The organism is Pseudomonas yamanorum (genome assembly GCF_013386765.1).
Classification (GTDB): domain Bacteria; phylum Pseudomonadota; class Gammaproteobacteria; order Pseudomonadales; family Pseudomonadaceae; genus Aquipseudomonas; species Aquipseudomonas yamanorum_A.
This window is the reverse complement of record NZ_JACARE010000010.1, coordinates 157,513-183,999: the sequence shown is the minus strand read 5'-3', so window position 1 is coordinate 183,999 and position 26,487 is coordinate 157,513. Positions and strand designations below refer to the sequence as shown.

Genomic DNA, 26,487 nt, shown 5'->3' with positions numbered 1-26,487 from the left:
TGGCTTGCCTGCGATAGCGGTTTATCAGTAACAGATTTGTCGACTGATGCACCGCTATCGCAGGCAAGCCAGCTCCCACATTAATCGTGTTGAGCCTGGGGTTTTGCCATCACCGCGACAAACAGCGGCGACTCCAGAAACCGCCGCAACCACCCCTGCAACCGCGGATAAGGCGCCCGGGCAAACCATTCCCGATCCACGTGGGCAAACTGCCTTATAAACGGCGCCAGTGCCACATCCGCCAGGCTCAAATGCCCGGCCAGCAAATACTCCCGCCCGGCCAGCAATCCCTCCAGCTTCAACAAAAACACCTCACCTTGCGCCCGATAAACTTCCATCGGCTGCTCCGGATAACGCTCGGCATACTTGTATCGATTCAATTGATGTTTGAAGTCCTGATCATTCTCGTCAATCAGCGCCTGCGTCGCCGCCTCATCCGCCAGCAACCAGCCCTCGGGATCATTCTGCGCCAGCGCCCAGCGCATAATCGCAAGGCTTTCATCGATCACCCGGCCATCCACACTCAGCACCGGCACCGTGCCCTTGGGCGACAGCGCAAGCATTTCAGCCGGCTTGGCCTTGAGGCTCACCTCGACAATCTGCACCGCTACCCCGCAATACCGCAGGGCCATCCGCGCCCGCATCGCATACGGGCAACGGCGGAACGAATACAACACCGCCTCGCTCACTTGACCTCCAGGGTGCTCAAGCCATTGCCCTGGCGCTTGACCTGAATCTGCACCGGAATCCGTTCGTGCATTTCCTGCACGTGGGAAATCACCGCCACCTTGCGGCCCTGAGCCTGCAAGCCGTCAAGGGCGTCCATCGCCAGTTGCAGGGATTCGGGGTCGAGGCTGCCAAAGCCTTCGTCGATAAACAGCGATTCGATCTTCAACGTACTGGAAGCCATCGACGCCAGGCCCAACGCCAGCGCCAGCGACACCAGGAACGTCTCGCCGCCGGACAACGAGTGCACCGAGCGCAGTTCGTCGCCCATTTCCGTGTCGAGCACCAGCAGGCCCAGCATGCTGCCACCGCGTTTCAGGCGGTAGCGGCGCACCAGTTGGCGCAGTTGCACGTTGGCGTGGTGCACCAGCAGGTCGAGGTTGTAGGCCTGGGCGATCTTGCGGAAGGTATCGCCGGTGGCCGAGCCGATCAGCGCATTCAGGCGTGCCCAGCGTTGCCATTCTTCGTAAGCCTTGGTGATTTCGGCCGCCAGCGCCTGGTTGGCGTCCTGGCGACGCTGGTCATCGGCTTGCTGTGCGCGCAGTTCGGCGCAGTGTTTTTCGCCAATGGCCAACGCAGCGTTGAGTTCGGCCAGGGCGCTGTCCAGTTGCTCGGCGTCGAGGTTGCCGTTGTGCAGTGCCTGGTGATCCTTGAGCCGCTGTTCGCGCTCCTGCAGCAGCACCTTGGCCTGTTCGACGGCTTTTTCGCTGTGTTGCAGTTGCTGGCGCAGCTCGGCCACCTGTGGCTCATCGAAGGCCACCAGGCGCGCCAGACCTTGGTCATCGAGTTCCGGGTGCAAGGCACGCCAGTCACCGAGGCGCGTAGTGAGGGCTTGTTGCTCGGTGTCCAGAGCCTGTTGGCGCTCTTGCAGTGACTTGAGGTCGGCGGCCAGCTGGATCAACTGGTTGCGGGTGTCCTGCAACTGTTGATTGGCCTCGGTCTCATGCTGCCGCGCCTGCTCGACGGCCTGGTCCAGTTGCTGTTGCCAGTGTTCGGCGCTGGAGTTTTCCCCCAGCAGCCCGACGAGTTTTTCCTCGGCAGCCTGTTGCAGGGTACTCTGTTCGGCGAGCTGTTTCTGCAAGGTCTCCAGTTGCTGCTGGCGATGTTGCTGGCGGTCCGTTTCCTTGTCGATGGCCTGCTGGCGCTGGAGCTGCTCGGCCAGTTCTTCTTTCTGGTTATCCAGCTGCTCCAGGCGCTGGCTGACTTGTTGGTCGAGCAACATGAAGGTCGCCGCCGGCTCGCTGCGCAGGCCATCGAGGGTCTCGGTGGGCAACAGGCTGGCGAAGGCGTTGAGTTCTTCGTCCAGGCGTTCGCGGTCGTTGGCCAGTTCCCGCTGCTGGTCGATCAGCAATTGGCGCGCCTGTTGGCTGGCGTCCTGGGCGGCTTGCAGTTGCTGCTGCATGCGCCCGGCGTTTTGTTGCAGGTTGAGCAGGGCGCCCTGGCGTTGTTCGTCCTGGCTGAGGCTCTGGCTGAGCTGGCTCAGTTGCTGGGCAAGCCAGGCGTCACGTTTGGCTGCATCCTGGTTGAACAGCGAGGCTGACAACGGATGGGCTTCAAGGGCTGGCACCAGGCCCTGCAACTGGCTGGCGAGCTGCTCCTGCTGTTGCAGGAATTCCTTTTGCTGGGCGATCAGTCCACCGACTTCGCCGCGCAGTTCGGTGAGTTTTTCCTTGAGCACATCCACGGCTTGCTGGGCGTTGGCTTCTTCGCTTTCGTCGTGCCGGGTCAGGCTTTGCAGCATCGCTTCGGGCTGGTGATACGGGTGCTCGACGCTACCGCACACCGGGCACGGTTGGTCATCCTGAAGCTGGCCGCGCAACTCCTCGACACTGGCACTGCGGGCCAAACGCTGGCGCTCCAGCAGTTGCTTGGTGACGGTCAGGGTCTGTTCGGCGACGGCCAGCTCGGCCTTGGCCTGCAGGCCGCTCTGGTTCAGCAGTTCGCGCTGTTGCTGGGCAGTGGCCTGTTTTTGCGTCAGGGCCTGGCTTTGGTTGTCCAGTTGCTGATGGCTGTCCCACAGCCGCGCCAGGTCTTCAAACGCGCGATGTTGCTTGCGATTGTCCTGCAGCAGGCTGCCCAGCAGTTGAATCTGCTCGGCCACCGCATGAGGCTCGGCGCCGGCTTCGTGGTACAGCAGGTCCAGGGCTTCACGTTGCTCGGTCCACTTTTCACCGAGGCGGGTGGCGCGCTCTTCCAGTTGCGGCAGTTCAGCCTGACCTTTATTCAGGCGGTTGCCGATCAGCATCAACTGTTGCAAGCGGTCGCGGTACGCGCTCCAGGCGTCGCTCAAAGGCGCAAGCGCGGCGCTGCGCTCAAGCTCCGCGGCCAGCCGGTTCAGGCGTTCGGCGACGAGTTTTTGCTTGTCGAGCAAGCCGGTCAATGTCGCCTGGCCTTCCACACAGGCGGCTTCGCCCTGCTGTTTTTCTTCGCTGCGCCTGGCCAGCTCACGGGTCAGGTGGGCGAGGGTGGTTTGCTCCTCGAACGCCTGGCGCAGCAAGGGCACGGCGTCAGCTTGTTGTTTCAGGGCCTGGGCGAGGGCCGCGTGCACGTCGGTCTGCTGCTGTTGCAGTTGCGTCTGGCGGGTGTGCAGCGCGGCTTGCTGCTCAAGGTGCTGCTGGATCTGTGCGGCGAGGGGCTGCAACTGTGCGGTCAGTTCGGCCTGGCGGGCGAAGTGGTGACGTTGCGGCGCCAGTTGTTCCAGGCGGCTGAGGTCCAGGCGTTGCGGGCCCTGGCTTTCCCAATGCTGCTGGGCCTGTTGCAGTTGCTCGGCCGCGCCTTGCTGGCGCTCCTGCCATTCCCGCAGTTCCTTGAGCCACGTGTGCTGCAGCTCAAGCTGCTTGAGTTGCGCCTGTTGGGTCTTGAGTTGCTGCTGGGCGGCGGCCAGTTGTGCGTCCAGTTCGGCGCGGGCCTCGGGGGCCAGTGGGGTAAAGCCGGTGGCCTGGTCTTGCAGCTGCTTGTGGGCGTCCCGGGCGTCTTTGGCCTTGTCGAAGGCGCGGCGGCCGAGTTGGGTGTAGAGCGCGGTGTCGGTGAGCTTTTCCAGCAGTTCGCTGCGCTCGTTGTCGTTGGCCTTGAGGAACGCGCTGAACTCACTTTGCGCGAGCAACACCGCACGGGTGAATTGCTCGAAGTTCAGGCCCAGGGCCAGTTCCAGCTGGGTTTTGTATTCGGTCTTCTGGCTGGCCAGCAGTTGCTCGCTGTCCAGGTCGATCAGGCTTTGGCGGCTGTTTTGCAGCTTGCCGCTGGCCTTGTCCCGGGCGCGGTTGGCTTCCCAGCGGGCGCGGTAGCGGCGGCCGCTGACGCCGACAAAATCCACTTCCGCATAACCCCCGCCTGTGCCCCTGCGAATCAGGGTGCGCGGGTCGCCGATGGAAATGTCGGTATCGGCATCCGGCATTTTTGCCTGGCCGGTATCGCCCAGGCGCGGCACGGCGCCAAACAGCGCCAGGCACAGGGCATCGAGCAAGGTACTTTTACCGGCGCCGGTGGGCCCGGTAATCGCGAACAACCCGGCGCTGGCCAGGGGCTCGGCGGTGAAGTCGATTTCAAACGGGCCCGCCAACGAGGCGAGGTTTTTCAGGCGAATGGCGAGGATCTTCATGGCTGTTCGCTCTCCTGTTGCACTTCCTGGAGCAGCACGGCGAAGTCCTTCAAGGTTTGTTCGTCCACTTCACTGCCGTAGCTTTCCTGCCAGGCGCGGCTGAACAATTCCTGGGGCGTGAGCTGGTCGAGCTCGATCAGGCGGTCTTCCTGGCTGTCTTCGCGGCTGCCGCTGCCGGCGTATTCGGCGGCGATGCGCACCAGGCGCACGGCTTTGCCTTGCAGGGCATTTTCCACTTGCTGGCGCAGGTCGGGTTGCGGCTCGTCGAGGCGCACCCGCACTTCGAACCAGGGCTGGCGTTGGGTTTCGGCCAGCAGGTCGATGTCGGGCAAGTCGGCCAGTTGCTTGAGGATATCGGCCAGGGGCGCGGCGTCCAGGCGTTGCAGGTTGACCGAACGGGGGATCAGCCGGGATTCGACGCTGACCAGGGTTTCGCCGTCCAACTGCACGTCGAGGATCTGATGCTGGTAGCCGATTTCCGAAAATGACAGCGGGATCGGCGAGCCGCAGTAGCGAATCCGCTCCTCGCCATTTACCCGCTGGGGCTTGTGCAAATGACCGAGGGCCACGTAGCTGACGCTGGCGTCGAACAGGCTGGCGGGCAGTGCTTCGGCATTGCCGATGATCAGGCTGCGCTCGGAGTCTTCCGACACCGAGCCGCCGGCCATGTGCGCATGGCTGATGGCAACCAGCGCCTGGCCTGGCTGGCGCTTGGCGTTGGCGGCGGCAATCAGCCATTCATGCACCTGGCCGATGCCCCGCAGGTAATCGTCCCCCAGTTGCGCGCCGGTCACTTCGGCGGGGCGCAGGAAGGGCAGGGCCAGGCACCAGCCGGCAATCTCGCCGTTTGCACCGGGCAATGGAATCAGCAGGCGTTCGACATCCAGCTGCCCGTCATCCAGCCACAACACCCGGCCCAGGGCGTGGGTGCGCAGGCGGCGCATCAGCGGCGCTGGCAGTTCGATGCGTGAACCGGAATCGTGGTTGCCGGCGATCATCACGATGGTCAGCGCTGGGTTTTGCTCGTGGGCGCTGATGATGAAGTCATAAAGGCGCTCCTGGGCCTTGAGCGGCGGGTTGACCGTGTCGAAGATATCGCCGGCGATCAGCAGCACATCAGGGCGGTGCAGGCCCAACTGGCCCAGCAGCCAGTCGAGGAAGCAGGCGTGTTCGAAGTCGCGTTCCTGGCCGTGGAGGTTTTGCCCAAGGTGCCAGTCGGAGGTGTGAAACAGACGCAAGGCGATCTCCGTAAAAAAGAGGGTGACCGCTCAAGACAGGATGGCGGTACGCAGAACCGCCAATTCTACTGTGCTAATGAACCTATTGCGCGCACGCCCTGCTTTTTGTGGTGAGGGAGCTTGCTGTGGTGGGGAGACTACTGTGGTGGGGAGCTTGCTGTGGTAGGGAGCTTGCTGTGGCGAGGGAGCTTGCTCCCGCTGGGGCGCGAAGCGGCCCTGATCCGGCTGATGCGGTTTTCCAGGAAGAAGCGCATTTGCCTGTTTTGGGGCCGCTTCGCAGCCCAGCGGGAGCAAGCTCCCTCGCCACAGCAAGCTCCCTCGCCACAGCAAGCTCCTCGCCACAGCAAACTTTCTCTCCACAGCAAGCTGTCTCAACCTCATTAAGGTGTTTGGCGAAATTAAACGTCGCGCATTAGAAGGCCAAAGCGCAGGTCCATTTCCGCCGGGATCGGCAGATACACCGTATGCCCGTCGCCCGGCGCCACCTCGATCGCCTCGCCCTTGGCGTTGTGCAGCGTGGCCAGGTCGAAGTGGAAATTCCCCGCCGGGGTCATCAGTTCCAGGTGATTGCCCACCGCAAACCGGTTTTTCACCTTGACCTCCGCCAGCTCGCCGCGCCGCTCACCGGTCAGCTCGCCGACGAACTGCTGACGTTCGGAAACCGAGCTGCCGTTCTGGTAGTTCTGGTATTCATCGTGCACGTGCCGGCGCAGGAAACCTTCGGTATAGCCGCGCTGGGCCAGGGATTCGAGGTTGGTCATCAGGCCCCGGTCGAAGTCACGCCCGGCCACGGCATCGTCGATGGCCTGCCGGTACACCTGGGTGGTGCGGGCGCAATAGAAGTGGGATTTGGTGCGGCCTTCGATCTTCAGGGAATGCACGCCCATGCCCGTCAGCCGCTCCACGTGCTGCACCGCCCGCAGGTCCTTGGCGTTCATGATGTAGGTGCCGTGCTCGTCTTCGAAGGCGGGCATCTGTTCATCAGGGCGGTTGGCCTCCTGCAACAGGAACACCTGATCGGTGGAGGCGCCGAGGCCCAGGGTCGGTTCGGGCGCGTACTGCTGCACGATGTCGCCCGTGGCATTTTCCACGGCGGGAGTGGCCTGGTATTTCCAGCGGCAGGCGTTGGTGCAGGTGCCCTGGTTGGCATCGCGCTTGTTCATGTAGCCCGACAGCAGGCAGCGCCCGGAATAGGCCATGCACAGCGCGCCGTGCACAAACACTTCCAGCTCCATGGCGGGGACGTGCTGGCGAATTTCCTCGATTTCTTCCAGGGACAGCTCCCGCGACAGGATGATCCGGCAGATGCCCTGGGCCTGCCAGAACTCGACGCTGGCCCAGTTCACCGTATTGGCCTGCACCGACAGGTGGATCGGCATGTGCGGGAAGTGCCGGCGCACCAGCATGATCAGGCCCGGGTCGGACATGATCAGCGCGTCCGGGCCCATGGCGATCACCGGGGCGAGGTCCTTGAGGAAGGTTTTCAGCTTGGCGTTGTGCGGCGCGATATTGACCACCACGTAGAAACGCTTGCCCTGGGCCTGGGCTTCCTGGATGCCGAGGGCGAGGTTGGCGTGGTCGAACTCGTTATTGCGTACCCGCAGGCTGTAGCGCGGTTGCCCGGCGTAGACGGCATCGGCGCCGTAGGCAAAGGCATACCGCATGTTTTTCAGGGTGCCGGCGGGGGCGAGCAGTTCGGGGGCGATAACGGGGGGCATGGGTTCGGGTCGCAAAAGGGCGGCAGGGTAGCCGGGCCTGCCGCACGGTTTATTGATCCACGTCTAATAAATAGGGCACTCGCAGGATTTGCGGCGGACTAAGCATCAAGGTGCACATGAGTGTCCTGTGTTTTTGAGATGGATCGGCCATGAATCAAACCAACCTGCAATTCAAAACCCTGTTGTTGCTGCTCGCCCTGGTGACCATCGCGTTTATCTGGATTCTGCTGCCGTTCTACGGCGCGGTGTTCTGGGCGGTAATCCTGGGGATCATCTTTGCGCCGATGCAACGGCGCTTCCAGCAACGTTTTGGCTGGAACCGCAACCTCACCTCGCTGGCGACCCTGACGGTGTGCCTGGTGATCGCGATTTTGCCGGTGATCATCACCAGCGCCTTGCTGGTGCAGGAGGGCGCCACGCTGTACAAGAACGTCGAGAGCGGCAAGCTCGACGTCGCCGGGTATATCGAACAGTTCAAGAATTTCCTGCCGCCGTACTTCCAGCACCTGCTGGACCGCTTTGGCATGGGCAACCTGGAAGGCCTGCGGGAGAAGATCGTCAAGAGCGCGATGCAGGGCAGCCAGTTTTTCGCGACCCAGGCCTTCAGCTTCGGCCAGGGCACGTTTGATTTCCTGGTGAGCTTTTTCATCATGCTGTATTTGCTGTTCTTCCTGCTGCGGGACGGTCCGGAGCTGGTGCGCAAGGTGCGTACCGCGGTGCCACTGGCCGAACCGCAAAAACGTCGCCTGCAATTGAAATTCAACCGGGTGGTGCGGGCCACGGTGAAGGGCAACGTGCTGGTAGCGGTCACGCAAGGCGCGTTGGGTGGTTTGATTTTCTGGTTCCTGGACATTCCCAGTGCCCTGCTCTGGGCGGTGTTGATGGCGTTTCTTTCGCTGCTGCCAGCGGTGGGCGCGGGGATTGTGTGGGGGCCGGTGGCGGCGTATTTCCTGCTCAGCGGGTCGATCTGGCAAGGCGTGGTGCTGGGGCTGTTCGGGGTGTTTGTGATCGGGCTGGTGGACAACGTGTTGCGGCCGATCCTGGTGGGCAAGGACACCCGGATGCCGGATTACCTGATCCTGATCTCAACCCTGGGCGGGCTGTCGATCTTTGGCCTGAACGGTTTTGTCATCGGGCCGCTGATCGCTGCCTTGTTCATGTCCAGTTGGGCGCTGTTTGTCGAAACCAAACCGCGGGTGCAACTGCCTTAGGCATGAAAGCAATCAGCCATCTTGACCGACAGGGCCTGGGCGGCCGGTAACGAGGTGAGCGGGCCACTGATGGCTTCGCCATCGCGTACCAGGTACCAGCAGGCGAGCAAACCCAACTCCCGGAGTGGGGCGGGAACGGCACTGCCGATAACGGACATGATTTGGATAGTGGGCATGACGACCTCCGATAAGCTATGGAGGTGACATTACGGTGCGCGGGCCTTAAGGGAAAATTAACCTGCTCGATAGTCGACATCACTGTTATCGAGCGATCGGTCAGTCGACAACCTGGTCGAGCATGTGCACCACTTCCTGCTCACTGAGCAGGCCCTTGCGCACGAGGTTTTCCGTCAGCAAGGACAGGAACTTGGCGTTGCGATGGCCTTCCAGGGCCTTGAGTTCGGTCAGCACGCTATAGACCTTGCTCGACGTGCAGAGGCCAGCGGTGCGATGGGGGTTTTGCGTGGGCATGGTCGGTCGTCCTTGTTGTTATTGACTGGACAGTGGTGATAGTGGAAGCCGTTCAAGACACAAACATGACAGCGCGAGCCCTGTTCGGGCAAGTGTCTATTGAGATCAATGATGTGGGATTTGGCCACAGCCATTGTCCTTATAACGACCTTGGCGAGATTTATTCAGACCAACAGGCCAAAAAAAGGCCCCGCTTTTAGGGCGGAGCCTGTTCAGGTGTGTCAGTTCATGCTTACCAGCCGCGGCCGTAGTAACCGTGTGGAGGGCCGTAGTAGCCGCGCGGTGGGCCGTAGTAGACCGGCGCCGGGCGGTAATAAACCTGTTGTTGCACATACACAGGCGGTGGCGGCGCGTAGTAGACCGGCGGCGGAGCGGCATACACCGGCTGCGGCTGGACATACACCGGCTGTTGCACGTAGACCGGCTGCTGCTGGCTGGCAACGATCGAGCCGCCTACCACTGCACCGACAACGGCACCCAGTGCAAGTGGAGCACCCCAACCACCACCGTGGGCGGAGGCTTGTCCTGCTATAGCGAGTGCGCCGATAAGCAAGGCGATCTTGGGGATTTTACGAATCATGGTCATTCCTCGGTTAGCCCCTGCGCTTGTGGTCTGCAATCAATAGACTCAAGGATTGTCGCGGGGATACTTTTAAGACAGCGTATTTCTGAAAAACAGCACAGCCGATAGGTAAAGGTTGTGTAAGGTCTGTATCGGCGCGCTTACACAAGCGGCCGGGCACAATGCGTATGATCCATGGCAACCCGCCGGCGCGGGTAATCCGTCTATCCGAAACCGCCTCTGGAAGGGCTTCAAGGAGTTACCGATGCAGATGAACCCCAACAAGGACACCCAACTGTGCATGTCACTGTCGGCGCGCCCCGGGAATTTTGGCCTGCGTTTTCATAACCACCTGTACGAACAGCTGGGGCTGAATTTCTACTACAAGGCCTTCAGCAGCCAGGACTTGCCGGGCGCCGTCGGTGGCATTCGTGCCTTGGGTATTCGTGGGTGTGGCGTGTCGATGCCGTTCAAGGAGGCCTGCATTGCCCTGGTGGATGAGCTGGACGATTCGGCGCGGGCCATTGCGTCGATCAATACCATCGTCAACACCAACGGGCATTTGAAGGCCTACAACACCGACTACATCGCCATCGAGCAACTGCTGAAGAAGCATGAAGTGCCCAAGGATTCGACCTTCGCCCTGCGCGGCAGCGGCGGCATGGCCAAGGCCGTGGCCAGCGCCTTGCGTGATGGTGGCTACGCCAATGGCGTGATCGTGGCGCGCAATGAAGCGGCGGGCCGGGCACTGGCCCAGAGCCTGGGGTATGAGTGGCAGGCGGAGCTGGGGGCTTTGCGCCCGCGGATGCTGGTCAACGTGACGCCGATTGGCATGACTGGAGGGGCGGAAGCGGATCAGTTGGCGTTCGAGGCCGAGGCCATTGATGGTGCCGAGACCGTCTTCGATGTGGTGGCGATTCCCTCCGAAACCCCACTGATTTTGCGTGGTCGCGCCCAGGGCAAGCGGGTGATTACCGGTCTGGAAGTGATCGCCATCCAGGCGCTGGAGCAGTTTGTGCTGTACACCGGCGTGCGGCCGACGGATGAGCAGTTTCAGGCCGCGGTAGCGTTTGCCCGGGCGTGAACAGTGCGCATATCAAATGTGGGAGCTGGCTTGCCTGCGATGGCGGTGGGTCAGTCATCCTTCTAGTGGCTGATCCACCGCCATCGCGGGCAAGCCCGGCTCCCACAGGTTGATTATTCCAGCCGGGACAGGCGCTCTTCCAGCGCCGCAATCCGCGCCTCCAGCTCTTCGATACGCTCCAGCGAAACGCCACTTCCCGCACTGCGCTCCACCGGATTCCCACGCGCCGCCAGGATCGCCTCGATATCCGCCGGGTCCCCAAGGGCATGCACGTACCGATCCTCCCGCTGCCCCGACTGACGCGGCACCAGCAGCGCCAGCCCACGGGCAATCAGGCGTTCCAGTTGATGCACCACCTGCTCGGCGTCTTCAAAGTCATGCATGCGCCCGCTGCGGGTCAGCAGTTCGTTGACCGTCTGCGGCCCCCGCAGGAACAGCAAGCCACTGAGGATCACCTGGGCCGGCACCAACTCCAGTGCCTTGTCCACCCGATGCTCCCAGCGATCGGCGCGGCTGCCCATCACCAGCCGGGTAAAACCGCGACCTTCCAAGGCCCGCAGGCTCTGGCCCACCTGGCCCTGGCTCAGGTTCATCACCGGCTCGCGGCTGGTTTTCTGGTTGCAGGCGATCACCAGCGCGTTGAGGGTCAACGGGTAGGTTTCGGGGCTGGTGGCCTGTTTTTCGATCAGGCAGCCCAGGATGCGGATTTCCGTGCTGTTCAGGCGCGGTTCTTCAGAAGTCGTGTCGTGCTCGGTGGTCATCGCGCTTTCCCTAATGCAGTGAGCCCACTAGCCTAATCCTGAAAAAATAAAAGACAAGCGGCGCCGGCTGCCGGCATGTCTATAATCGCCGCTGTTTCAAACCCTGCCACAACTGTCGAGACTGTCATGACTATTTCCCTGTACGCCGCTTCCCTCCCGGTCTTCAAGCAAATGCTCAACGCCCTGAGCGATGTGCTGAACAAGGCCGAAGCCCACGCCACCGCCAAGAACATCGACCCGAACGCTTTCCTGCAAGCACGCCTGTACCCGGACATGTTCCCGCTGGTGCGCCAGGTGCAGATCGCCGTCGACTTCGCCAAAGGCGTTTCTGCCCGCCTGGCTGAAATCGAAGTCCCGAAATACGACGACACAGAAGTCACCTTCGCCGACCTGCAAGCGCTGATCGCCAAGGTCCTGGCGTTTATCGACACCATCACCCCGGCCCAGGTCGACGGTAAAGAAGGCATCGAAATCGTCACCCGCCCTGGCACCCCGAAAGAGAAGCGCTTCAGTGGCCAGTCGTACCTGCTGAGCTACGGCCTGCCGCAGTTCTTCTTCCACGTCACCACTGCTTACGCCTTGCTGCGTCACAACGGTGTGGAAGTGGGCAAGCGCGACTACATGGGCGCGTTCTAAGCCTTAAGGCGTAAAAAAAGCCCGGGGCGGTTCATTCACGAACCGCCCCGGGCTTTTTTGTGCGCGTAAGGTTTACGCGGCTTGCTCTTCCTTGCCCAGGCACGCGGCAGCGGTGAACAACACGTCGGTGGACGAATTCAGCGCGGTTTCCGCCGAGTCCTGCAACACCCCGATGATGAAGCCCACGGCCACCACCTGCATGGCGATTTCACTGGGAATGCCGAACAGGCTGCACGCCAGCGGAATCAACAGCAGCGAACCACCGGCCACACCCGACGCGCCACAGGCACACACCGCCGCGACCACGCTGAGCAGTACGGCGGTGGGGATGTCCACGGCGATGCCCAGGGTGTGCACGGCGGCCAGGGTCAGCACGGTGATGGTGATGGCTGCGCCGGCCATATTGATGGTGGCGCCCAGGGGGATCGACACCGAGTAGGTGTCTTCATGCAGGCCCAGGCGCTTGCTCAATGCCAGGTTGACCGGGATGTTGGCCGCCGAACTGCGGGTGAAAAACGCGGTGATGCCGCTTTCCCGCAGGCACATCAGCACCAGCGGGTAAGGGTTGCGGCGCAGTTTCCAGTACACGATGGCCGGGTTGATCACCAGCGCCACGAACAGCATGCAGCCGATCAACACCAGCAGCAGGTGCGCGTAGCCCAGCAAGGCGCCGAAGCCGGAGGTAGCGAGGGTCGAGGCCACCAGGCCGAAGATCCCAAGGGGCGCGAAGCGGATCACCATGCGCACGATCAGCGTGACGCCGTTGGACAGGTCGCCCAGTACCGTGCGGGTGGTGTCGCTGGCATGGCGAATCGCTATGCCCATGCCGATGGCCCAGGCCAGGATGCCGATGAAATTGGCATTCATCAGCGCGCTGACCGGGTTGTCCACCACACTGAGCAACAGGCTTTGCATCACTTCACCGATGCCGCCGGGGGCGCTGACGGCCACATCGTGGGTGGCCAGCACCAGCGAGGAGGGGAACAGCGTGCTGGCGATCACCGCGACCACGGCGGCGGCAAAGGTGCCCAGCAGGTACAGGAACAGGATCGGCCGGATATGGGTTTCCTGGCCGTGCTTGTGGTTGGCAATCGAGGCCATCACCAGCACAAACACCAGGATCGGCGCGACGGCCTTGAGCGCCGAGACGAAGACCTTGCCGATAAAGCCGGTGGCTTGTGCGACGTCGGGTAACAGAAGGGCCAATAGAATGCCGGCGACCAGGCCGATGACAATTTGGGTGACCAGGCTGATCGATGTCAGTCGTTGAAAGAGGGAAGGGGCAGCAGTCATAAAAGGGTTGTCTCTGGTTTTTTCTAATTAGATGCAGCTAAGGCAGCGTGAATCTGGCAGGTGCGGAGTCTAGCATCTGTAGGAAACGTCTAATCCGGGTGCGGCGTTCCGTCGCCACGCTGCGACACATTCTGTTAACATTGCCCATCCTCTTATTTCTTCTCTATCAGCGGGCCTTCCGGGCTTTCGTTGATGTTGCTGTTTTCTGGAGTTTTTAATGTTGTTTCCGATCCTGCTGCTGTCAGCCGCCGGTTTTACCGTGCTGACCACAGAATTCATCATCGTCGGCCTGTTGCCTTCCATCGCCCGGGACCTCGACGTAAGCGTGTCCCAGGCCGGGTTGCTGGTGACGTTGTTCGCCCTCACGGTGGCGGCGTTCGGCCCATTCCTGACCGCGTATTTCGCGCGGTTCGAGCGCAAGCGGCTGTTCATCACGATCCTGATCATGTTCGGCCTGGCCAACACCTTGGCGGCACTGGCGCCGAACATCTGGGTCATGTCCCTGGCCCGCCTGATCCCGGCGTTGGGCTTGCCGGTGTTCTGGGCCTTGGCCAGCGAGACGGCGGTGGACATTGTCGGACCGGACTTCGCCGGCCGCGCGATTGAAAAGATCGGTTTCGGCATCGTGTGTGCCACGGTTTTCGGCATCCCGGTGGGCACGCTGATTTCCGATATGTTCGGCTGGCGCACCGCGTTTGGCATTCTCGCGGTGGTGGCGTTTGCCAAGGCCCTGCTGCTGTTTATCTACCTGCCGAAGACCCGCGCGAAGAACGACCAGGTCAGCCTGCGCTCGCAGTTCAAGATTTTGCGCAGTCCGCTGATGCAAGGGCATATCCTGCTGTCGATCTTGGTGTTCAGCGGCATGTTCACCGCCTACACCTACCTGGCCGATATCCTCGAACGCCTGGCGGGTTTTGACGGGACGGTGGTGGGCTGGTGCCTGATGGGCTTTGGCGCCGTGGGCCTGATCGGCAATTCATTGGGCGGGCGCATGGTCGACCGTCATCCGCTGATCGCCTCGATGCTGTTCTGCGGGTTCATGATCGCCGGCATGGTGGCGCTGGTCCCGGCCATTCACTCCACCGTCGGGCTGGCGGCGGCAATGGCCGTTTGGGGCGTGACCCAGGCGGCGCTGTTCCTGGTCAGCCATGTGCGGCTGATGAAAGCTGCGCCCCATGCGCCTGCGTTTGCCGCCTCGCTGAACATCGCCGGGGCCAACCTGGGGATTGGCCTGGGGGCGCTGGTGGGTGGGCATGTGATCGACACTCTGGGCCTGGGCAGCCTCGGGTTTGCCGCCGCCGGTTTTATCCTGCTGTCGATCCTGCTGGCGCTGTGGCTGATGACTGCCAAGACCCGCGCCGTCTGCGCCTGAGTTATCAGGGCAGGGAAGTGAACAGCTCCCGTCTTGCACCTTCGGTAATCGCCACGATGCCGGGGTGCTTGACCTTGCGCTCCACCGAAATCGCATAAAACGACTCGGTCACCGCGTCCGTCTGGCCGATCAGTGCCACGCCATACTGGCGTTCCACCTCGTCGGCAATCACGCTGGGCGCGATAAAAATCCCGCTGCCGGATTGGCCGAAGGCCTGCATCAAGGCGCTGTCATCGAACTCCCCGACAATTCTTGGCTGAATCTGCTGCTCGGCAAACCAGCGCAACAAGCGACTGCGCACCACGGTCTCTGCCCCGGGAATCAACAGCGGTGCACCCTGCAGGCACTGTGGGAAATCACCGCGATGCTGGTCAGCCAATGCCTGGGTCGCGAAAAAACTGATCCCGCATTCCCCCAGCTTCTGGCTGTAGCCCTTGATGTCCAGGTGTGTGGGCATCGGGCTGTCGGAGATCACCAGGTCCAGGCGCTGGATCGCCAGGTCTGCCAGCAAACGCTCGAGTTTGTCTTCACGGCAGGTGATGCGGATCGGCTCGCTCAATTCCATGGTCGGCGCAATCAGCCGGTAGACGATGGACTTGGGCACCACGTCCGCCACGCCGACCCGGAACAGGATCTGCTGCTCGTTGGGTTGGGTGCGCAACATGGCTTCAAGCTCATTGCCCAGCTGGAACATTTGCTCGGCATAGGGCAGCGCCTGGCGCCCGGCTTCGGTCAACTCCAACTGGCGGCCGACCTTTTGAAACAACGCCACGCCGAAGGTTTGCTCCAGCAGGCTGATCTGCCCGCTGATGGTCTGCGGCGTGAGGTTCAGCTGCTCGCAGGCGCGCACGATGCTGCCGGTCTTGGCGACGACCCAGAAGTAGTGCAGTTGTCGATAATTGAGCATGGCGGCCAACACTTCGTGAAAACCGAAGTATAAACGAAAAAAATACGAATTTTCCTGAAGTGTTCGCCTGCATAGAATGCGTCGCTATCGAGGGGCCACTACTTGGACCCGAAGGTTCTAACGAGGAACGCATCATGAAACTCAATTCCCTGGGCGCAACGGCGTTCCTTGGGCTTTCATTAGTCATGCTCAGTGGCTGTGACCAAGCGGAAAAAAGCGCGCAGCAACTGCTGGGCAAAGCCACCGAATCGGCCAAGCAAGTGATTGACGACACCCACAAGGCTGCCGAACAGGCATTGAGCGACGCGACCAAGGGCTTGATCGCGCCGCCGGAAGGCAAGCAGGACAAGGAGGACCAGGAAGACAAGAAGCCTGAGTCCACTTCCCAAGAAACCTAATACCCGCACCTCACACCAGGACTGACCTATGGATTACCTTTTACAACTGGCCGCCAGCCCGACCGCGTGGATCGCACTAGCCACCCTGATCGTCATGGAGATCGTGCTGGGGATCGACAACCTGATCTTTATCTCGATTCTTACCAACAAGTTGCCGCTGAAGCACCGGGCCAAGGCCCGTCGCATCGGTATCAGCATGGCATTGATCCTGCGTCTGGGCCTGTTGAGCACCATCGCCTTCATCGTGCAGTTGACCGAGCCGGTCATCGACATCCTGGGGCAGTCGTTCTCCTGGAAGGACATGATCCTGATCGCCGGTGGCCTGTTCCTGGTGTGGAAGGCAACCACCGAAATCCATCACAGCATGGACCCTGAAAAGGAACATGTGGACACCGGCGCGCCGAGCGTGACTTTGGGCTTCGCTTCGGCGATTGGCCAGATCCTGCTGCTGGACATGGTGTTTTCCATCGACAGCATCATCACCGCCGTGGGCATGACCGAGCACTTGCCGATCATGATCATTGCCGTGGTGGTCTCGGTGATCGTGATGCTGGTGGCGGCCGAGCCGTTGGCCAAGTTCATCAACGATAACCCGACGATTGTGATGTTGGCCCTGGGCTTCCTCATCATGATCGGTATGACGCTGATCGCCGAAGGTTTCGGCGCCCATGTGCCAAAAGGCTATGTGTATGCGGCCATGGCGTTCTCGGCGGCCATCGAGTGCCTGAACATGATGCGACGCAACCGGCATAAACGGCTTGCTGCCAAACACTAAGGGCTGAACATAAAGGCCGACTGCATGCAGTCGGCCTTTTGCTGTCTGTTAGAATCCGGCCACTTGACGCCTTGAGGGATACCCATGAACGAGCCGATTCGCCTGACCCAGTACAGCCATGGTGCTGGTTGCGGTTGCAAGATCTCACCTCAGGTACTGGAAGTGATCCTCGCCGGCAGCGGCGCACAGAACCTCGACCCCAGGCTGTGGGTAGGCAACGCTTCGCGCGACGACGCGGCGGTGTATGCCATCGACGAGGAGCGCGGCGTGGTCTCCACCACCGACTTTTTCATGCCGATTGTCGATGACCCCTTCGACTTCGGCCGCATTGCTGCCACCAACGCCATCAGCGATATCTACGCCATGGGCGGCGATCCGTTGATGGCCATCGCGATTCTCGGCTGGCCGGTCAACGTGCTGGCCCCGGAGATTGCCCGGGAAGTGATTCGCGGCGGTCGCTCGGTGTGTGACGCGGCCGGGATTCCCCTTGCCGGCGGTCACTCCATCGACGCCCCCGAGCCGATCTTCGGCCTGGCCGTTACCGGGCTGGTAGAAAAACGCCACATGAAGCGCAACGACACCGCCACCGCCGGGTGCCAGCTGTACCTGACCAAACCCCTGGGCATCGGCATCCTCACCACTGCCGAAAAGAAGGGCAAGCTGCGGGAGGCGGATGTGGGCCTGGCCCGTGACTGGATGTGCACCCTCAACAAACCCGGCAGCCGTTTTGGCAAGCTGGCCGGTGTCACGGCCATGACCGATGTCACTGGTTTCGGTCTGTTGGGTCACCTGGTGGAAATGGCCGACGGCAGCAACCTGACGGCCCGCATCGAATACGAAAAAGTCCCACGCCTGCCCGGGGTCGAGTACTACCTGGACCAAGGCTGCGTGCCCGGCGGTACCTTGCGCAATTTCGACAGCTACGCCAGCAAGCTGGGGCGCCTGAACGAACTGCACAAGCGCGTGCTGTGCGACCCGCAAACCAGCGGCGGCCTGCTGGTGGCGGTCACCCCTGAAGGCAATGCCGAATTCCTCGCCGTGGCGGCGGAACTGGGCCTGAACCTTGAGCCGATCGGCGAACTGGTTGAGCGACAGACCAACGCGGTAGAGGTGTTCTGATGCCCATCGACATCACCGATTACCGCGACATCTTTCTCAACGACCGGCCGATGATGGATACCCGTGCGCCGATCGAGTTCATCAAGGGCGCGTTTCCCGGGGTGATCAACCTGCCGTTGATGACCGACGACGAGCGCCAACGGGTGGGCACCTGTTACAAGCAGCAGGGCCAGCAGGCGGCCATCGTCCTTGGCCACGAGTTGGTGTCCGGGGCGATCAAGGCCGAACGTATCGAGCACTGGGCACGTTTTGCCCAGGCCAATCCTGATGGCGTGCTGTACTGCTTTCGCGGCGGCCTGCGTTCGCAGATCGTGCAGCAATGGTTGAAAACCGAGGCGGGTATCGACTATCCACGGGTCGGCGGCGGCTACAAGGCCATGCGAACCTTCCTGCTGGACACGGTGGAACAGGCCGCCGCGCAATGCGATTTCGTGTTGTTGGGCGGCATGACCGGCACCGGCAAGACCGAAGTGCTCGGCCAATTAAGCAACGCCCTGGACCTGGAAGGCCACGCCAACCATCGCGGCTCCAGCTTCGGCAAGCGCGCGACCGCGCAACCCTCCAACATCGACTTCGAAAACCGCCTGGCGGTGGACCTGCTGAAGAAGCGTACCGCCGGTATCGAGCAGTTCGTGGTCGAGGATGAGAGCCGCATGATCGGCAGTTGTGCGTTGCCGTTGCCCTTGCACAAGGGCATGCAGGGCTTCCCGATGGTCTGGCTGGAAGACAGTGTTGAAGGCCGGGTGGAGCGCATCCTCAAGGATTACGTGGTCGACCTCTGCGCCGAGTTTGTCGCCGTGTTTGGCGACACCGGGCAAGCCCTGTTTGCCGAGCGCCTGACCCAGAGCCTGGGCAACATCCACAAGCGCCTGGGCGGCGAGCGGTTTGCGCGGCTGCACGCCATCATGCAGGACGCCTTGGCCGAGCAGGCCCGCAACGGCGCGGTGGACTTGCACCGGGGCTGGATTGAAGGGTTGTTGCGGGAGTATTACGACCCGATGTACGCGTTCCAGCGCGAAAGCAAAGGCGCGCGTATCGAGTTTTCTGGAGAACAAAGAGCGGTGGTGGAGTATTTGCGGGAGAGGGCTGTTCGGCGGGAATAATGGGTTGAACCCATCGCGGGCAAGCCCGCTCCCACATTTTGACCGCGGTCCTGCACAATAAACACGGTCACCTGTGGGAGCGGGCTTGCCCGCGATGGGGCCCTCAAATTCACCCAACAACTAAAGGATAAACGCCCCGATCAACCCACACACCACGCCCATCAGCATGGTCAGCCCGGCCACGGTCACCAGCACCCGCGCATCGAAATCCTTGCGCAGCATCAGCAGCGACGGCAGGCTCACGCTCGGCAGGGTCATCAGCAAGGCCACGGCCGGGCCGGTGCCCATGCCGAGGGTCATCATGGTCTGCACGATGGGGATTTCGGCGGCGGTCGGGATCACGAACAACGTACCGACAATCGCCAGCGGCACCAGCCACACCAGGCTGTTGGCCATGGCGCCGTCCACGTGGGGAAACAGCCAGACCCGCGCCGCGCCGAGGATCAGCACCGCCAGGATGTAAACCGGGATGGTGCTCCAGAACAGCTGCCACAAGGTGCGCAGCCAGCGGGCAAGGAACGGTTCGGTCTCGGTAAGGCTGGCCTGGGCCACGGCGTCCAGCGCGGCTTCGGGCACTTGTTCCGGGCGTGCGATGCGCTGCGCCACCAGTGACACGCCCACCACCAGCACGATCCCGGCCACCAGCCGCAACGCGGTAAAGCCCCAGCCGAGCACAAAGCCCATGAACACCAGCGTCGCCGGGTTCAGCACCGGGTTGGCGATCCAGAACGCCAGCGCCGCGCCTACCGACACCTTTTGCCGACGCATGCCGGCGGCTACTGGCGCCGCACAGCAACTGCACATCATCCCCGGCAAGGCGAACAAGCCACCACGCAGGGTAGAACCCAGCCCGGCGCGGCCGAACAGGCGCAACAGCCAGTCCCGCGGAATCAGTACTTGCAGCAATGAACCGAGAATGACCGCCAGCACCGCAGCCTTCCAGATCGCCAGGAAATACACCTGGGCATAGGCCAGTGCGGCGGCCAGTGGTGAGCTTTGCTGGTCGTTGAGAATCGAGGCGCCGATGCTGTGGTTGTCCGCCGCGATAAACGCCTTGGCGTAGTAGGGCGACCATTTCACGTAGTAGAGGCCGATGCAGGCCACCAGCAGGAACAGCGCTGGTTTCCACCAGAAGGACCAGCCCCGGGCGGGCTGGGTGGAGGAGAGGTTGGACATGTAGGTGATCCGCAGGTGAGTCAATAGCACAGCATCATACGCTGTGGAACTCAGATCTCCGCACTCACCTGTGTTGCAGGCGGGCAGGTCTGCTCGCCATTATCCAGCCCTTGCTTGTAATTGCGGCTGAGCAGGCTGGCCTTGCCGTTGTGCCAGGTCAGGGTCAGCACATACAAGGTATCGAAATCGCTGCCGGACCAATCGTCGGTAATCACGTGTTTTTCACCCACGGCTTCACTCGCCACCTTGTTGATCAGGTCCGGCAGGTAGCCGTGGGACCAGGCGGTGTAGATCACGGCATTGTGGTACTTGTCTTCCACCAGTTCGTCCGCGAGGGCGCTGGTGTCATTGGCCGAGAACTTGATGTTCACGGGCAACCCGAGCTTGATGGCACTGGGGCTGATGGTCATCAAGGGGCGGATGTAGCTGTAGGAGTTGTCTTTCTCGCCTTCCTCGACATTGCGGGTCGGGTTGGGCGCGAATACGAAGTTGGCCTTGCCGAATTTTTCCGGCAGGACGGTGGCCAGGTTCATGGCGCGGTTCAGGCCCTGGCAGTTGAGCTGGCCGAGGCCTCCGGCGGGTTTCTCACCGTGGCGCAGGAAGACCAGCGTCTGTACGCCGTCTACCGGCTGGGCACGGCTGATTCTGGACTCGAGGGTAAGGTCGATTGCGGTGCCTGCCAGTAATACGGGCAGCAGGATGTAGGAATAGCGTTTAAGGCGTTTCGCAAGGCACAGAGGCTTGATGGTCATGATGGTTCTAAGTCTCGGTGCAAGGAATCAGGGCGAACGGGCCCAGCCATCGGGCGCTCTTTGAGAGTGCGCCCAGGCAGTTTGGTTCGTTTCGCGGGGGAAATGGGGCGGCATCCTTGCCGTTTGCAGGAGGTTAACTCGCCGATGTTGCTGAATTAAGACGGGTGCGCGATGGGCTCCGAACCACTACTCTCCTACTTTTTCAGGGCCTTTATCAGGAGTCGCACGATGAACTCACTTTCAGACTTCCCCATCACCGCCAAATGGCCGGCCCGGCATCCCGAGCGCCTGCAGCTCTACTCGTTGCCAACGCCCAACGGGGTCAAGGTGTCGATCATGCTGGAGGAACTGGGGCTGCCTTACGAGGCGCACAAGGTCAGCTTCGAGACCCAGGACCAGCTCAGCGCCGAATTCCTTTCGCTGAACCCCAACAACAAGATCCCGGCGATCATCGACCCAAATGGGCCGGGCGGCCAGGCGCTGGGCTTGTTCGAGTCGGGCGCGATCCTGATCTACCTTGCCGAGAAGAGTGGCGAATTGCTGCCCGAAGACCCGGCGATGCGCTACGAGACTATCCAGTGGCTGATGTTCCAGATGGCCGGTATCGGGCCGATGTTCGGCCAGGTGGGGTTCTTCAACAAATTTGCCGGCGCCGCCTACGAGGATAAACGCCCCCGTGACCGCTACGTTGCCGAATCCCGTCGCCTGCTGGAGGTGCTGGAAAAACGCCTGCTGGGCCGCACCTGGATCATGGGTGACGAGTACAGCATCGCCGACATCGCCACCTTCCCATGGGTGCGTAACCTGATTGGCTTCTATGAGTCCGGCGACCTGGTGGGCATTACCGATTTCCCGAACGTACTGCGGGCGCTGGACGGGTTCGTCGCCCGGCCGGCAGTGATCCGTGGCTTGAACATCCCGGCATAAGGACCAACATGCCTTCTTTCGACTTCAAACAACTGGACGTTTTCAGCAGCGTCGCCCTCAAGGGCAATCCGCTGGCCGTGGTGCTGGGCGCCGATAGCCTGAGCGACCAGCAAATGGCGGATTTCGCCAACTGGACCAACCTCAGTGAAACCACGTTCCTGCTCAAGCCTCGTGATCCAAGGGCCGACTACCGCGTAAGAATCTTCACCACCCTGCAGGAATTACCGTTTGCCGGCCATCCGACCCTGGGCAGTTGCCATGCCTGGCTGCAGGCCGGTGGCCAACCGGCTGGCGAGGAGATTATCCAGGAATGTGAAATCGGCCTGGTGCGCATCCGTCGCCAAGGCCATGCGCTGGCATTTATCGCGCCACCGCTGTTGCGCTCCGGCCCGCTGGGGGCCGAGTTGCTGGAGCGTGTACGGCGTGGGTTGGGCCTTGAGCCTGGGGCAATCTTGCGCAGCCAGTGGGTGGACAACGGTGCGGGCTGGCTGGCAGTGATGCTGGCGGATCGTGAGCAGGTACTGGCGCTGCGTCCGGACTATTCGCAGTTGCCGGGGTTGGCCGTGGGCGTGATCGCCCCGTGGAACCCCGGGCGGGATGGAGACGAGGCGCAATTTGAAGTGCGTGCCTTTATCGCAGGCGACGGCGCTCCGGAAGACCCGGCCACCGGCAGCCTGAACGCCGGCGTCGCCCAGTGGTTGCTGGGCGAAGGCCTGGCGCCGAGCCGCTATGTAGTCAGTCAGGGCACCGCCATCGGCCGCGCCGGGCGAATCCACGTCGAGCACAGCGGCGAGGAAATCTGGATCGGCGGCGCGGTGGCGCTGTGCATCGAAGGGCGGCTGAGCCTTTAACGGTTGTTGGCGGCCAGCTTGATCCCGAAACCGATCAATGCCAGGCCCGCCACGCGGGTCGCGATTTTACGGGCCAGCGCAAAGGTACGCAGGCGAATCACCAGCGCGTTGCCCACCAGCACCAGCAGCGCCTGGTACAAAAAGCCGATCAGCGTCACATGCACCATCATTGCCACCAGGGTACTGCCGGGCGAATCGGGGCGAATGAACAGCGGGAAAAACGCCACGAAAAACAGGATCACCTTGGGATTGGTCAGGCTGACGGCCACGGCTTTGCGAAAGTAGATCCAGCCGGAGCGTTTCGGCTCCTGCCCGGCCGCATCACGGTTGACCGGGGTGAGCAGCAGTTGCAGACCCATCCAGCACAGGTACGCCGCACCCACCCATTGCAGGGTCATGAACAGCATCGGGTTGGCCTTCATCAGCGCGGCGAGGCCCGCGGAGGCGGCCAGCATGAAGATCATATCGCCCAGTACGGTGCCGAACACCGCCCCAAATCCGGCGCGGATGCCATTGCGGGCGGTAGCATGCAGGATGGCAAACGTGCCCGGCCCAGGGATCAACTGGAAGATCAGGATGGCCGCGATAAAGCTGCCGTAGTTCTGGATATCAAACATGCCGAGCGCTCCTTTGCTGTTTTGCCGAGAATAGCGGCAAACATCATTGTTACGGAATACGAAAAGCACTGTTATGCAACCGATGTTTGTGCTCCCGGTCAATCCGGGCATAAGCTTTCGCCCTTAAGCTATGTGCCTCGGCCCGTTTTTTTCAGGAGCATCAATGTCCAGCCAGTTCCCCGAAGCCCGTCCACGCCGCCTGCGCCGCTCCCCGGAGTTGCGTGGCCTGTTCCAGGAAACCGAATTCACCCTCAATGACCTGGTGCTGCCGATCTTCGTTGAGGAAGAAATCGACGACTTCGTGCCGATCACCAGCATGCCCGGGGTGCAGCGCATTCCCGAGTCGAAATTGGCCGGCGAGATCGAGCGCTATGCCCGCGCCGGGATCAAGTCGGTGATGACCTTCGGCGTGTCCCACCACCTGGATGCATCGGGCAGCGACACCTGGCAGGAGCGTGGCCTGGTTTCGCGCATGTCCTCGATCATCAAGGACGCGGTGCCGGAAATGATCGTGATGTCCGACACCTGCTTCTGCGAATACACCGACCACGGCCATTGCGGCGTGATGCACGGCGCCGAGGTCGACAACGACCGCACCCTGGTCAACCTCGGCAAGCAAGCCGTGGCCGCCGCCCGCGCCGGTGCCGATGTGATCGCGCCGTCTGCCGCGATGGACGGGCAAGTCCAGGCCATCCGCCGGGCCCTGGATGAAGCAGGCTTCAGCCATATCCCGATCATGGCCTATTCCACCAAGTTCGCCTCGGCCCTCTACGGCCCGTTCCGCGAAGCAGGCGGCAGCGCGCTCAAGGGCGACCGCAAGAGCTACCAGATGAACCCGATGAACCGTCGCGAAGCCGTGCGTGAATCGTTGCTGGATGAGCAGGAAGGCGCTGACGCGCTGATGGTCAAGCCGGCTGGCGCGTACCTGGACATCATCCGCGACATCCGCGAAGCCTCGCGCTTGCCGGTGGCGGCGTACCAGGTCAGCGGCGAGTACGCGATGATCAAGTTCGGTGCCCAGGCGGGCGCCATCGATGAGGCCCGCGTGGTGCGGGAAACCCTGGGTTCGATCAAGCGCGCCGGCGCGGACTTGATCTTCACTTACTTCGCGATGGACCTGGCGCTGGCCGGGATCTAAGTGACCTGTGGCGAGGGAGCTTGCTCCCGCTGGACTGCGCAGCAGACCCCTTTTTCAGGGCCGCTGCGCGCCCCAGCGGGAGCAAGCTCCCTCGCCACAAAAAAAGCCGATATCTGCTGCCCGGTGACTTAGCGCTGGGCAAACGCCAGGTTCAGCCCCAGCCCCGCAAAGGTTGCCGCAAAACCGCGGCGCAGCCAGTTCTGTACGCGAGGCGATTCGATCACCGCGCGGCGGAACACGTTGGCCAGCAGGCCATAAATCACAAACACCCCGAACGTCATCGCCATGAACACACTGCTCAGCAACAGCATTTGCAGGGCCGGTGCGCTTGCGCCCGGGGTGACGAACTGCGGCAGGAACGCGAGGAAGAAGATCGTCAGCTTGGGGTTCAGGATATTCAGCAACAGGCCCCGTACCATCAGGCTGCGGGCGCTGGAAATTGTCGGTGTGTCGTTCATGGCAAAGGCCGAGCGGTCTCGCCAGGTGGCGTAGGCGAGGTACAGCAAATAGGCGGCGCCGGCATACTTCAGGGCTTCGAATGCCAAGGCGCTGGTGTGCAGCAGGGCCGACAGGCCAAGTACCGAGGCCAGCAAGTGCGGGACAATCCCGGCGGTGCAGCCCAGCGCCGCGAATACGCTGGCGCGCTTGCCGGCGGTAAGTCCGGTGGACACGGTGAAGATCACGCCGGTGCCCGGAATCAGCACGACGATCAGGCAGGTGATGAGGAAGTTCAGGCTGAGCATGGCATTCAAACTCCTTGTAGGAACGACGGGTGCCTGATCCTTTCATGTTCTGCATTTATTGGCGAGTGCAGCAGGTCGGCGAACCCCGGTTAGACTTACAGGTCGATATCTGCCAAGACTGGCCCATCGTCACCCAAGGAAGCCCCATGCACTCATCCCGCCTGATCCTGTGCCTCACCACATTGCTGGTGCTGGCCGGCTGCTCCAGCCAGCGCACCCAGCAATTGCCCGAGCGCAGCGAAGCCGAGGTGAAGGCGCAGATCGTGCGGTTGATGCCGGCCAGCGTGCCGGACCGCAACGGCTGGGCCCAGGACATCTACACCGCGTTCAATGCGCAGAAAATCTACCCCAGTACGGAAAACCTCTGCGCGGTGCTGGCCGTGACCGAACAGGAGTCCACCTATCAGGTCGACCCGCCGGTGCCGAACATGGGCAAGATCGCCCAGGACGAAATCCTGCGCCGAGCCGCCAAAGTCCATGTGCCAGCCGTGCTGGTGCGCACGGCGCTGCAACTGCGTTCCCCCACCGGCAAGTCCTACGCCGAGCGCTTGAGTGCTGCACGTACCGAGCGGGATTTGAGTGGAATCTTTGACGACTTCATCAGCGTCGTGCCTTTGGGCAACACGCTGTTTGGCGGCTTCAACCCGGTGCATACCGCAGGGCCGATGCAGGTCAGCATCGAGTTCGCGCAGAAGCAGGCCCGGGATTATCCCTACACCGTGGATGGCAGTATCCGGCGGGAGGTGTTCACCCGTCGTGGCGGCATGTACTTCGGCATCGCCCATCTGCTGGGCTACCCGGTGCACTACGACCAGATGCTGTACCGCTTTGCCGATTTCAATGCGGGTTGGTACGCCAGCCGCAATGCCGCGTTCCAGGCGGCGGTCAGCCGGGTCTCGGGTACCACGCTGGCGCTGGACGGTGACCTGATCAACTACGGCTCGATCCTGCCGGGCACCACCGAACTGGCGGTGCGCTCCCTGGGCAAGTCGCTGGACATGCGCAACCCGACCATCCGCAGCCAGCTGGAGCAGGGCGAGCGCCTGGATTTTGAAGACACCACCCTGTACCAGCGTGTGTTCGCCCTGGCCGACAAGGCCGCCGGCAAACCACTGCCGCGGGCAATCCTGCCGGGCATCGTGTTGAAGAGCCCGAAGATCACCCGCAACCTCACCACCGCCTGGTTTGCCAAGCGCGTGGATGAGCGTTATCAGCGCTGTATGAAACGTTAGGCTTATCGCCGGGAATTTGCCGGGCTGATCTTGGTGGCCGAGGTCGCGGGTGTGGAGTACACATCAGGCCTGATCCCAA

26 protein-coding genes are annotated in these 26,487 nt (G+C 62.0%); 12 read left to right on the top strand and 14 right to left on the bottom strand.

The window, feature by feature from the left end; all coding sequences use genetic code 11:
- Positions 1 to 80: 80 nt before the first annotated feature.
- The 4 genes from HX875_RS06830 to trhP all read right to left on the bottom strand — a co-directional run bounded on the left by HX875_RS06830 (position 81) and on the right by trhP (position 7,280).
- Positions 81 to 689, bottom strand: a complete 609-nt coding sequence (locus tag HX875_RS06830) for a glutathione S-transferase (RefSeq protein ID WP_177042572.1) — start codon at positions 687 to 689, stop codon at positions 81 to 83.
- A complete protein-coding gene (locus HX875_RS06825; protein ID WP_177042571.1) occupies positions 686 to 4,324 on the bottom strand; it encodes an AAA family ATPase in 3,639 nt (1,212 codons plus the stop codon). The genes HX875_RS06830 and HX875_RS06825 overlap by 4 nt, the downstream gene beginning before the upstream one ends.
- The gene (locus tag HX875_RS06820; protein WP_177042570.1) at positions 4,321 to 5,562 is read right to left on the bottom strand and encodes an exonuclease SbcCD subunit D C-terminal domain-containing protein; all 1,242 of its coding nucleotides are present in this window, start codon (positions 5,560 to 5,562) and stop codon (positions 4,321 to 4,323) included. The genes HX875_RS06825 and HX875_RS06820 overlap by 4 nt, the downstream gene beginning before the upstream one ends.
- Before the next feature lie 398 nt (positions 5,563 to 5,960).
- Positions 5,961 to 7,280 carry a prephenate-dependent tRNA uridine(34) hydroxylase TrhP gene (gene trhP / locus HX875_RS06815; RefSeq protein ID WP_177042569.1) on the bottom strand — a complete coding sequence of 440 codons (1,320 nt, stop codon included), beginning with the start codon at positions 7,278 to 7,280 and terminating at the stop codon, positions 5,961 to 5,963.
- 149 nt (positions 7,281 to 7,429) lie between these two features.
- Here trhP and HX875_RS06810 point away from each other — a divergent pair, with 149 nt between their 5' ends.
- A complete protein-coding gene (locus tag HX875_RS06810; protein ID WP_177042568.1) occupies positions 7,430 to 8,491 on the top strand; it encodes an AI-2E family transporter in 1,062 nt (353 codons plus the stop codon).
- Here HX875_RS06810 and HX875_RS06805 read toward each other — a convergent pair.
- The 3 genes from HX875_RS06805 to HX875_RS06795 all read right to left on the bottom strand — a co-directional run bounded on the left by HX875_RS06805 (position 8,488) and on the right by HX875_RS06795 (position 9,548).
- Positions 8,488 to 8,667 (bottom strand): hypothetical protein, encoded by a 180-nt coding sequence (locus HX875_RS06805; protein WP_134868689.1) that lies wholly within the window; start codon positions 8,665 to 8,667, stop codon positions 8,488 to 8,490. The two genes, HX875_RS06810 and HX875_RS06805, sit on opposite strands and share 4 nt — an antisense overlap.
- A gap of 100 nt (positions 8,668 to 8,767) precedes the next feature.
- Positions 8,768 to 8,962, bottom strand: coding sequence for a hypothetical protein (locus tag HX875_RS06800; RefSeq protein ID WP_003211226.1), 195 nt, complete (start codon positions 8,960 to 8,962; stop codon positions 8,768 to 8,770).
- Positions 8,963 to 9,194: 232 nt separating this feature from the next.
- Complete coding sequence (locus HX875_RS06795; RefSeq protein ID WP_010172321.1) at positions 9,195 to 9,548, bottom strand: hypothetical protein; 354 nt, start codon at positions 9,546 to 9,548, stop codon at positions 9,195 to 9,197.
- A 241-nt stretch (positions 9,549 to 9,789) separates the two neighbouring features.
- On the opposite strand from HX875_RS06795, the gene HX875_RS06790 reads away from it, so the two are divergent.
- On the top strand, positions 9,790 to 10,608 hold the full coding sequence (locus HX875_RS06790) for a shikimate 5-dehydrogenase (protein ID WP_177042567.1): 819 nt from the start codon (positions 9,790 to 9,792) through the stop codon (positions 10,606 to 10,608).
- Between the two features lie 113 nt (positions 10,609 to 10,721).
- On the opposite strand, the gene HX875_RS06785 is transcribed toward HX875_RS06790, so the two are convergent.
- A complete protein-coding gene (locus HX875_RS06785) occupies positions 10,722 to 11,369 on the bottom strand; it encodes a YceH family protein (RefSeq protein ID WP_177042566.1) in 648 nt (215 codons plus the stop codon).
- 126 nt (positions 11,370 to 11,495) lie between these two features.
- Between HX875_RS06785 and HX875_RS06780 the strand changes: the two genes are divergently transcribed.
- Positions 11,496 to 12,005 carry a DUF1993 domain-containing protein gene (locus HX875_RS06780; protein ID WP_088423220.1) on the top strand — a complete coding sequence of 170 codons (510 nt, stop codon included), beginning with the start codon at positions 11,496 to 11,498 and terminating at the stop codon, positions 12,003 to 12,005.
- A 72-nt stretch (positions 12,006 to 12,077) separates the two neighbouring features.
- Here the strand turns inward: HX875_RS06780 and sstT are convergent, their stop codons facing one another.
- Positions 12,078 to 13,298, bottom strand: a complete 1,221-nt coding sequence (gene sstT / locus HX875_RS06775; RefSeq protein ID WP_177042565.1) for a serine/threonine transporter SstT — start codon at positions 13,296 to 13,298, stop codon at positions 12,078 to 12,080.
- A gap of 217 nt (positions 13,299 to 13,515) precedes the next feature.
- Here sstT and HX875_RS06770 point away from each other — a divergent pair, with 217 nt between their 5' ends.
- Positions 13,516 to 14,670: an MFS transporter gene (locus HX875_RS06770; protein ID WP_177042564.1), complete on the top strand. Its 1,155-nt coding sequence runs from the start codon at positions 13,516 to 13,518 to the stop codon at positions 14,668 to 14,670.
- A gap of 4 nt (positions 14,671 to 14,674) precedes the next feature.
- On the opposite strand, the gene nhaR is transcribed toward HX875_RS06770, so the two are convergent.
- Positions 14,675 to 15,577, bottom strand: a complete 903-nt coding sequence (nhaR, locus tag HX875_RS06765) for a transcriptional activator NhaR (RefSeq protein WP_177042563.1) — start codon at positions 15,575 to 15,577, stop codon at positions 14,675 to 14,677.
- 134 nt (positions 15,578 to 15,711) lie between these two features.
- Between nhaR and HX875_RS06760 the strand changes: the two genes are divergently transcribed.
- The 4 genes from HX875_RS06760 to mnmH all read left to right on the top strand — a co-directional run bounded on the left by HX875_RS06760 (position 15,712) and on the right by mnmH (position 18,972).
- The gene (locus HX875_RS06760) at positions 15,712 to 15,975 is read left to right on the top strand and encodes a hypothetical protein (protein ID WP_177042562.1); all 264 of its coding nucleotides are present in this window, start codon (positions 15,712 to 15,714) and stop codon (positions 15,973 to 15,975) included.
- Positions 15,976 to 16,003: 28 nt separating this feature from the next.
- The gene (locus HX875_RS06755; protein ID WP_010172304.1) at positions 16,004 to 16,750 is read left to right on the top strand and encodes a TerC family protein; all 747 of its coding nucleotides are present in this window, start codon (positions 16,004 to 16,006) and stop codon (positions 16,748 to 16,750) included.
- Between the two features lie 84 nt (positions 16,751 to 16,834).
- Positions 16,835 to 17,869 (top strand): selenide, water dikinase SelD, encoded by a 1,035-nt coding sequence (gene selD / locus HX875_RS06750; RefSeq protein ID WP_177042561.1) that lies wholly within the window; start codon positions 16,835 to 16,837, stop codon positions 17,867 to 17,869.
- On the top strand, positions 17,869 to 18,972 hold the full coding sequence (mnmH, locus tag HX875_RS06745; protein ID WP_177042560.1) for a tRNA 2-selenouridine(34) synthase MnmH: 1,104 nt from the start codon (positions 17,869 to 17,871) through the stop codon (positions 18,970 to 18,972). Before selD ends, mnmH begins: the two co-directional genes overlap by 1 nt.
- Before the next feature lie 120 nt (positions 18,973 to 19,092).
- Here the strand turns inward: mnmH and HX875_RS06740 are convergent, their stop codons facing one another.
- Both HX875_RS06740 and HX875_RS06735 read right to left on the bottom strand, forming a co-directional pair.
- Positions 19,093 to 20,148: a permease gene (locus tag HX875_RS06740; RefSeq protein ID WP_177042559.1), complete on the bottom strand. Its 1,056-nt coding sequence runs from the start codon at positions 20,146 to 20,148 to the stop codon at positions 19,093 to 19,095.
- Between the two features lie 50 nt (positions 20,149 to 20,198).
- Positions 20,199 to 20,900 carry a histidine phosphatase family protein gene (locus tag HX875_RS06735; protein ID WP_177042558.1) on the bottom strand — a complete coding sequence of 234 codons (702 nt, stop codon included), beginning with the start codon at positions 20,898 to 20,900 and terminating at the stop codon, positions 20,199 to 20,201.
- A 228-nt stretch (positions 20,901 to 21,128) separates the two neighbouring features.
- On the opposite strand from HX875_RS06735, the gene HX875_RS06730 reads away from it, so the two are divergent.
- Together HX875_RS06730 and HX875_RS06725 are read left to right on the top strand one after the other, a co-directional pair.
- Entirely contained in the window at positions 21,129 to 21,827 is a 699-nt protein-coding gene (locus HX875_RS06730; RefSeq protein WP_010172284.1) for a glutathione S-transferase N-terminal domain-containing protein, read from the top strand.
- Positions 21,828 to 21,835: 8 nt separating this feature from the next.
- The gene (locus tag HX875_RS06725; RefSeq protein WP_177042557.1) at positions 21,836 to 22,678 is read left to right on the top strand and encodes a PhzF family phenazine biosynthesis protein; all 843 of its coding nucleotides are present in this window, start codon (positions 21,836 to 21,838) and stop codon (positions 22,676 to 22,678) included.
- Here HX875_RS06725 and HX875_RS06720 read toward each other — a convergent pair.
- Positions 22,675 to 23,295, bottom strand: a complete 621-nt coding sequence (locus tag HX875_RS06720) for a LysE family translocator (RefSeq protein WP_177042556.1) — start codon at positions 23,293 to 23,295, stop codon at positions 22,675 to 22,677. The genes HX875_RS06725 and HX875_RS06720 overlap by 4 nt on opposite strands.
- A gap of 163 nt (positions 23,296 to 23,458) precedes the next feature.
- On the opposite strand from HX875_RS06720, the gene hemB reads away from it, so the two are divergent.
- Positions 23,459 to 24,433, top strand: a complete 975-nt coding sequence (hemB, locus tag HX875_RS06715; RefSeq protein ID WP_177042555.1) for a porphobilinogen synthase — start codon at positions 23,459 to 23,461, stop codon at positions 24,431 to 24,433.
- Between the two features lie 128 nt (positions 24,434 to 24,561).
- Here hemB and HX875_RS06710 read toward each other — a convergent pair whose 3' ends face one another.
- A complete protein-coding gene (locus tag HX875_RS06710; protein ID WP_177042554.1) occupies positions 24,562 to 25,176 on the bottom strand; it encodes a LysE family translocator in 615 nt (204 codons plus the stop codon).
- Positions 25,177 to 25,322: 146 nt separating this feature from the next.
- On the opposite strand from HX875_RS06710, the gene HX875_RS06705 reads away from it, so the two are divergent.
- Entirely contained in the window at positions 25,323 to 26,408 is a 1,086-nt protein-coding gene (locus HX875_RS06705) for a DUF1615 domain-containing protein (protein ID WP_177042553.1), read from the top strand.
- Positions 26,409 to 26,487 lie beyond the last annotated feature (79 nt).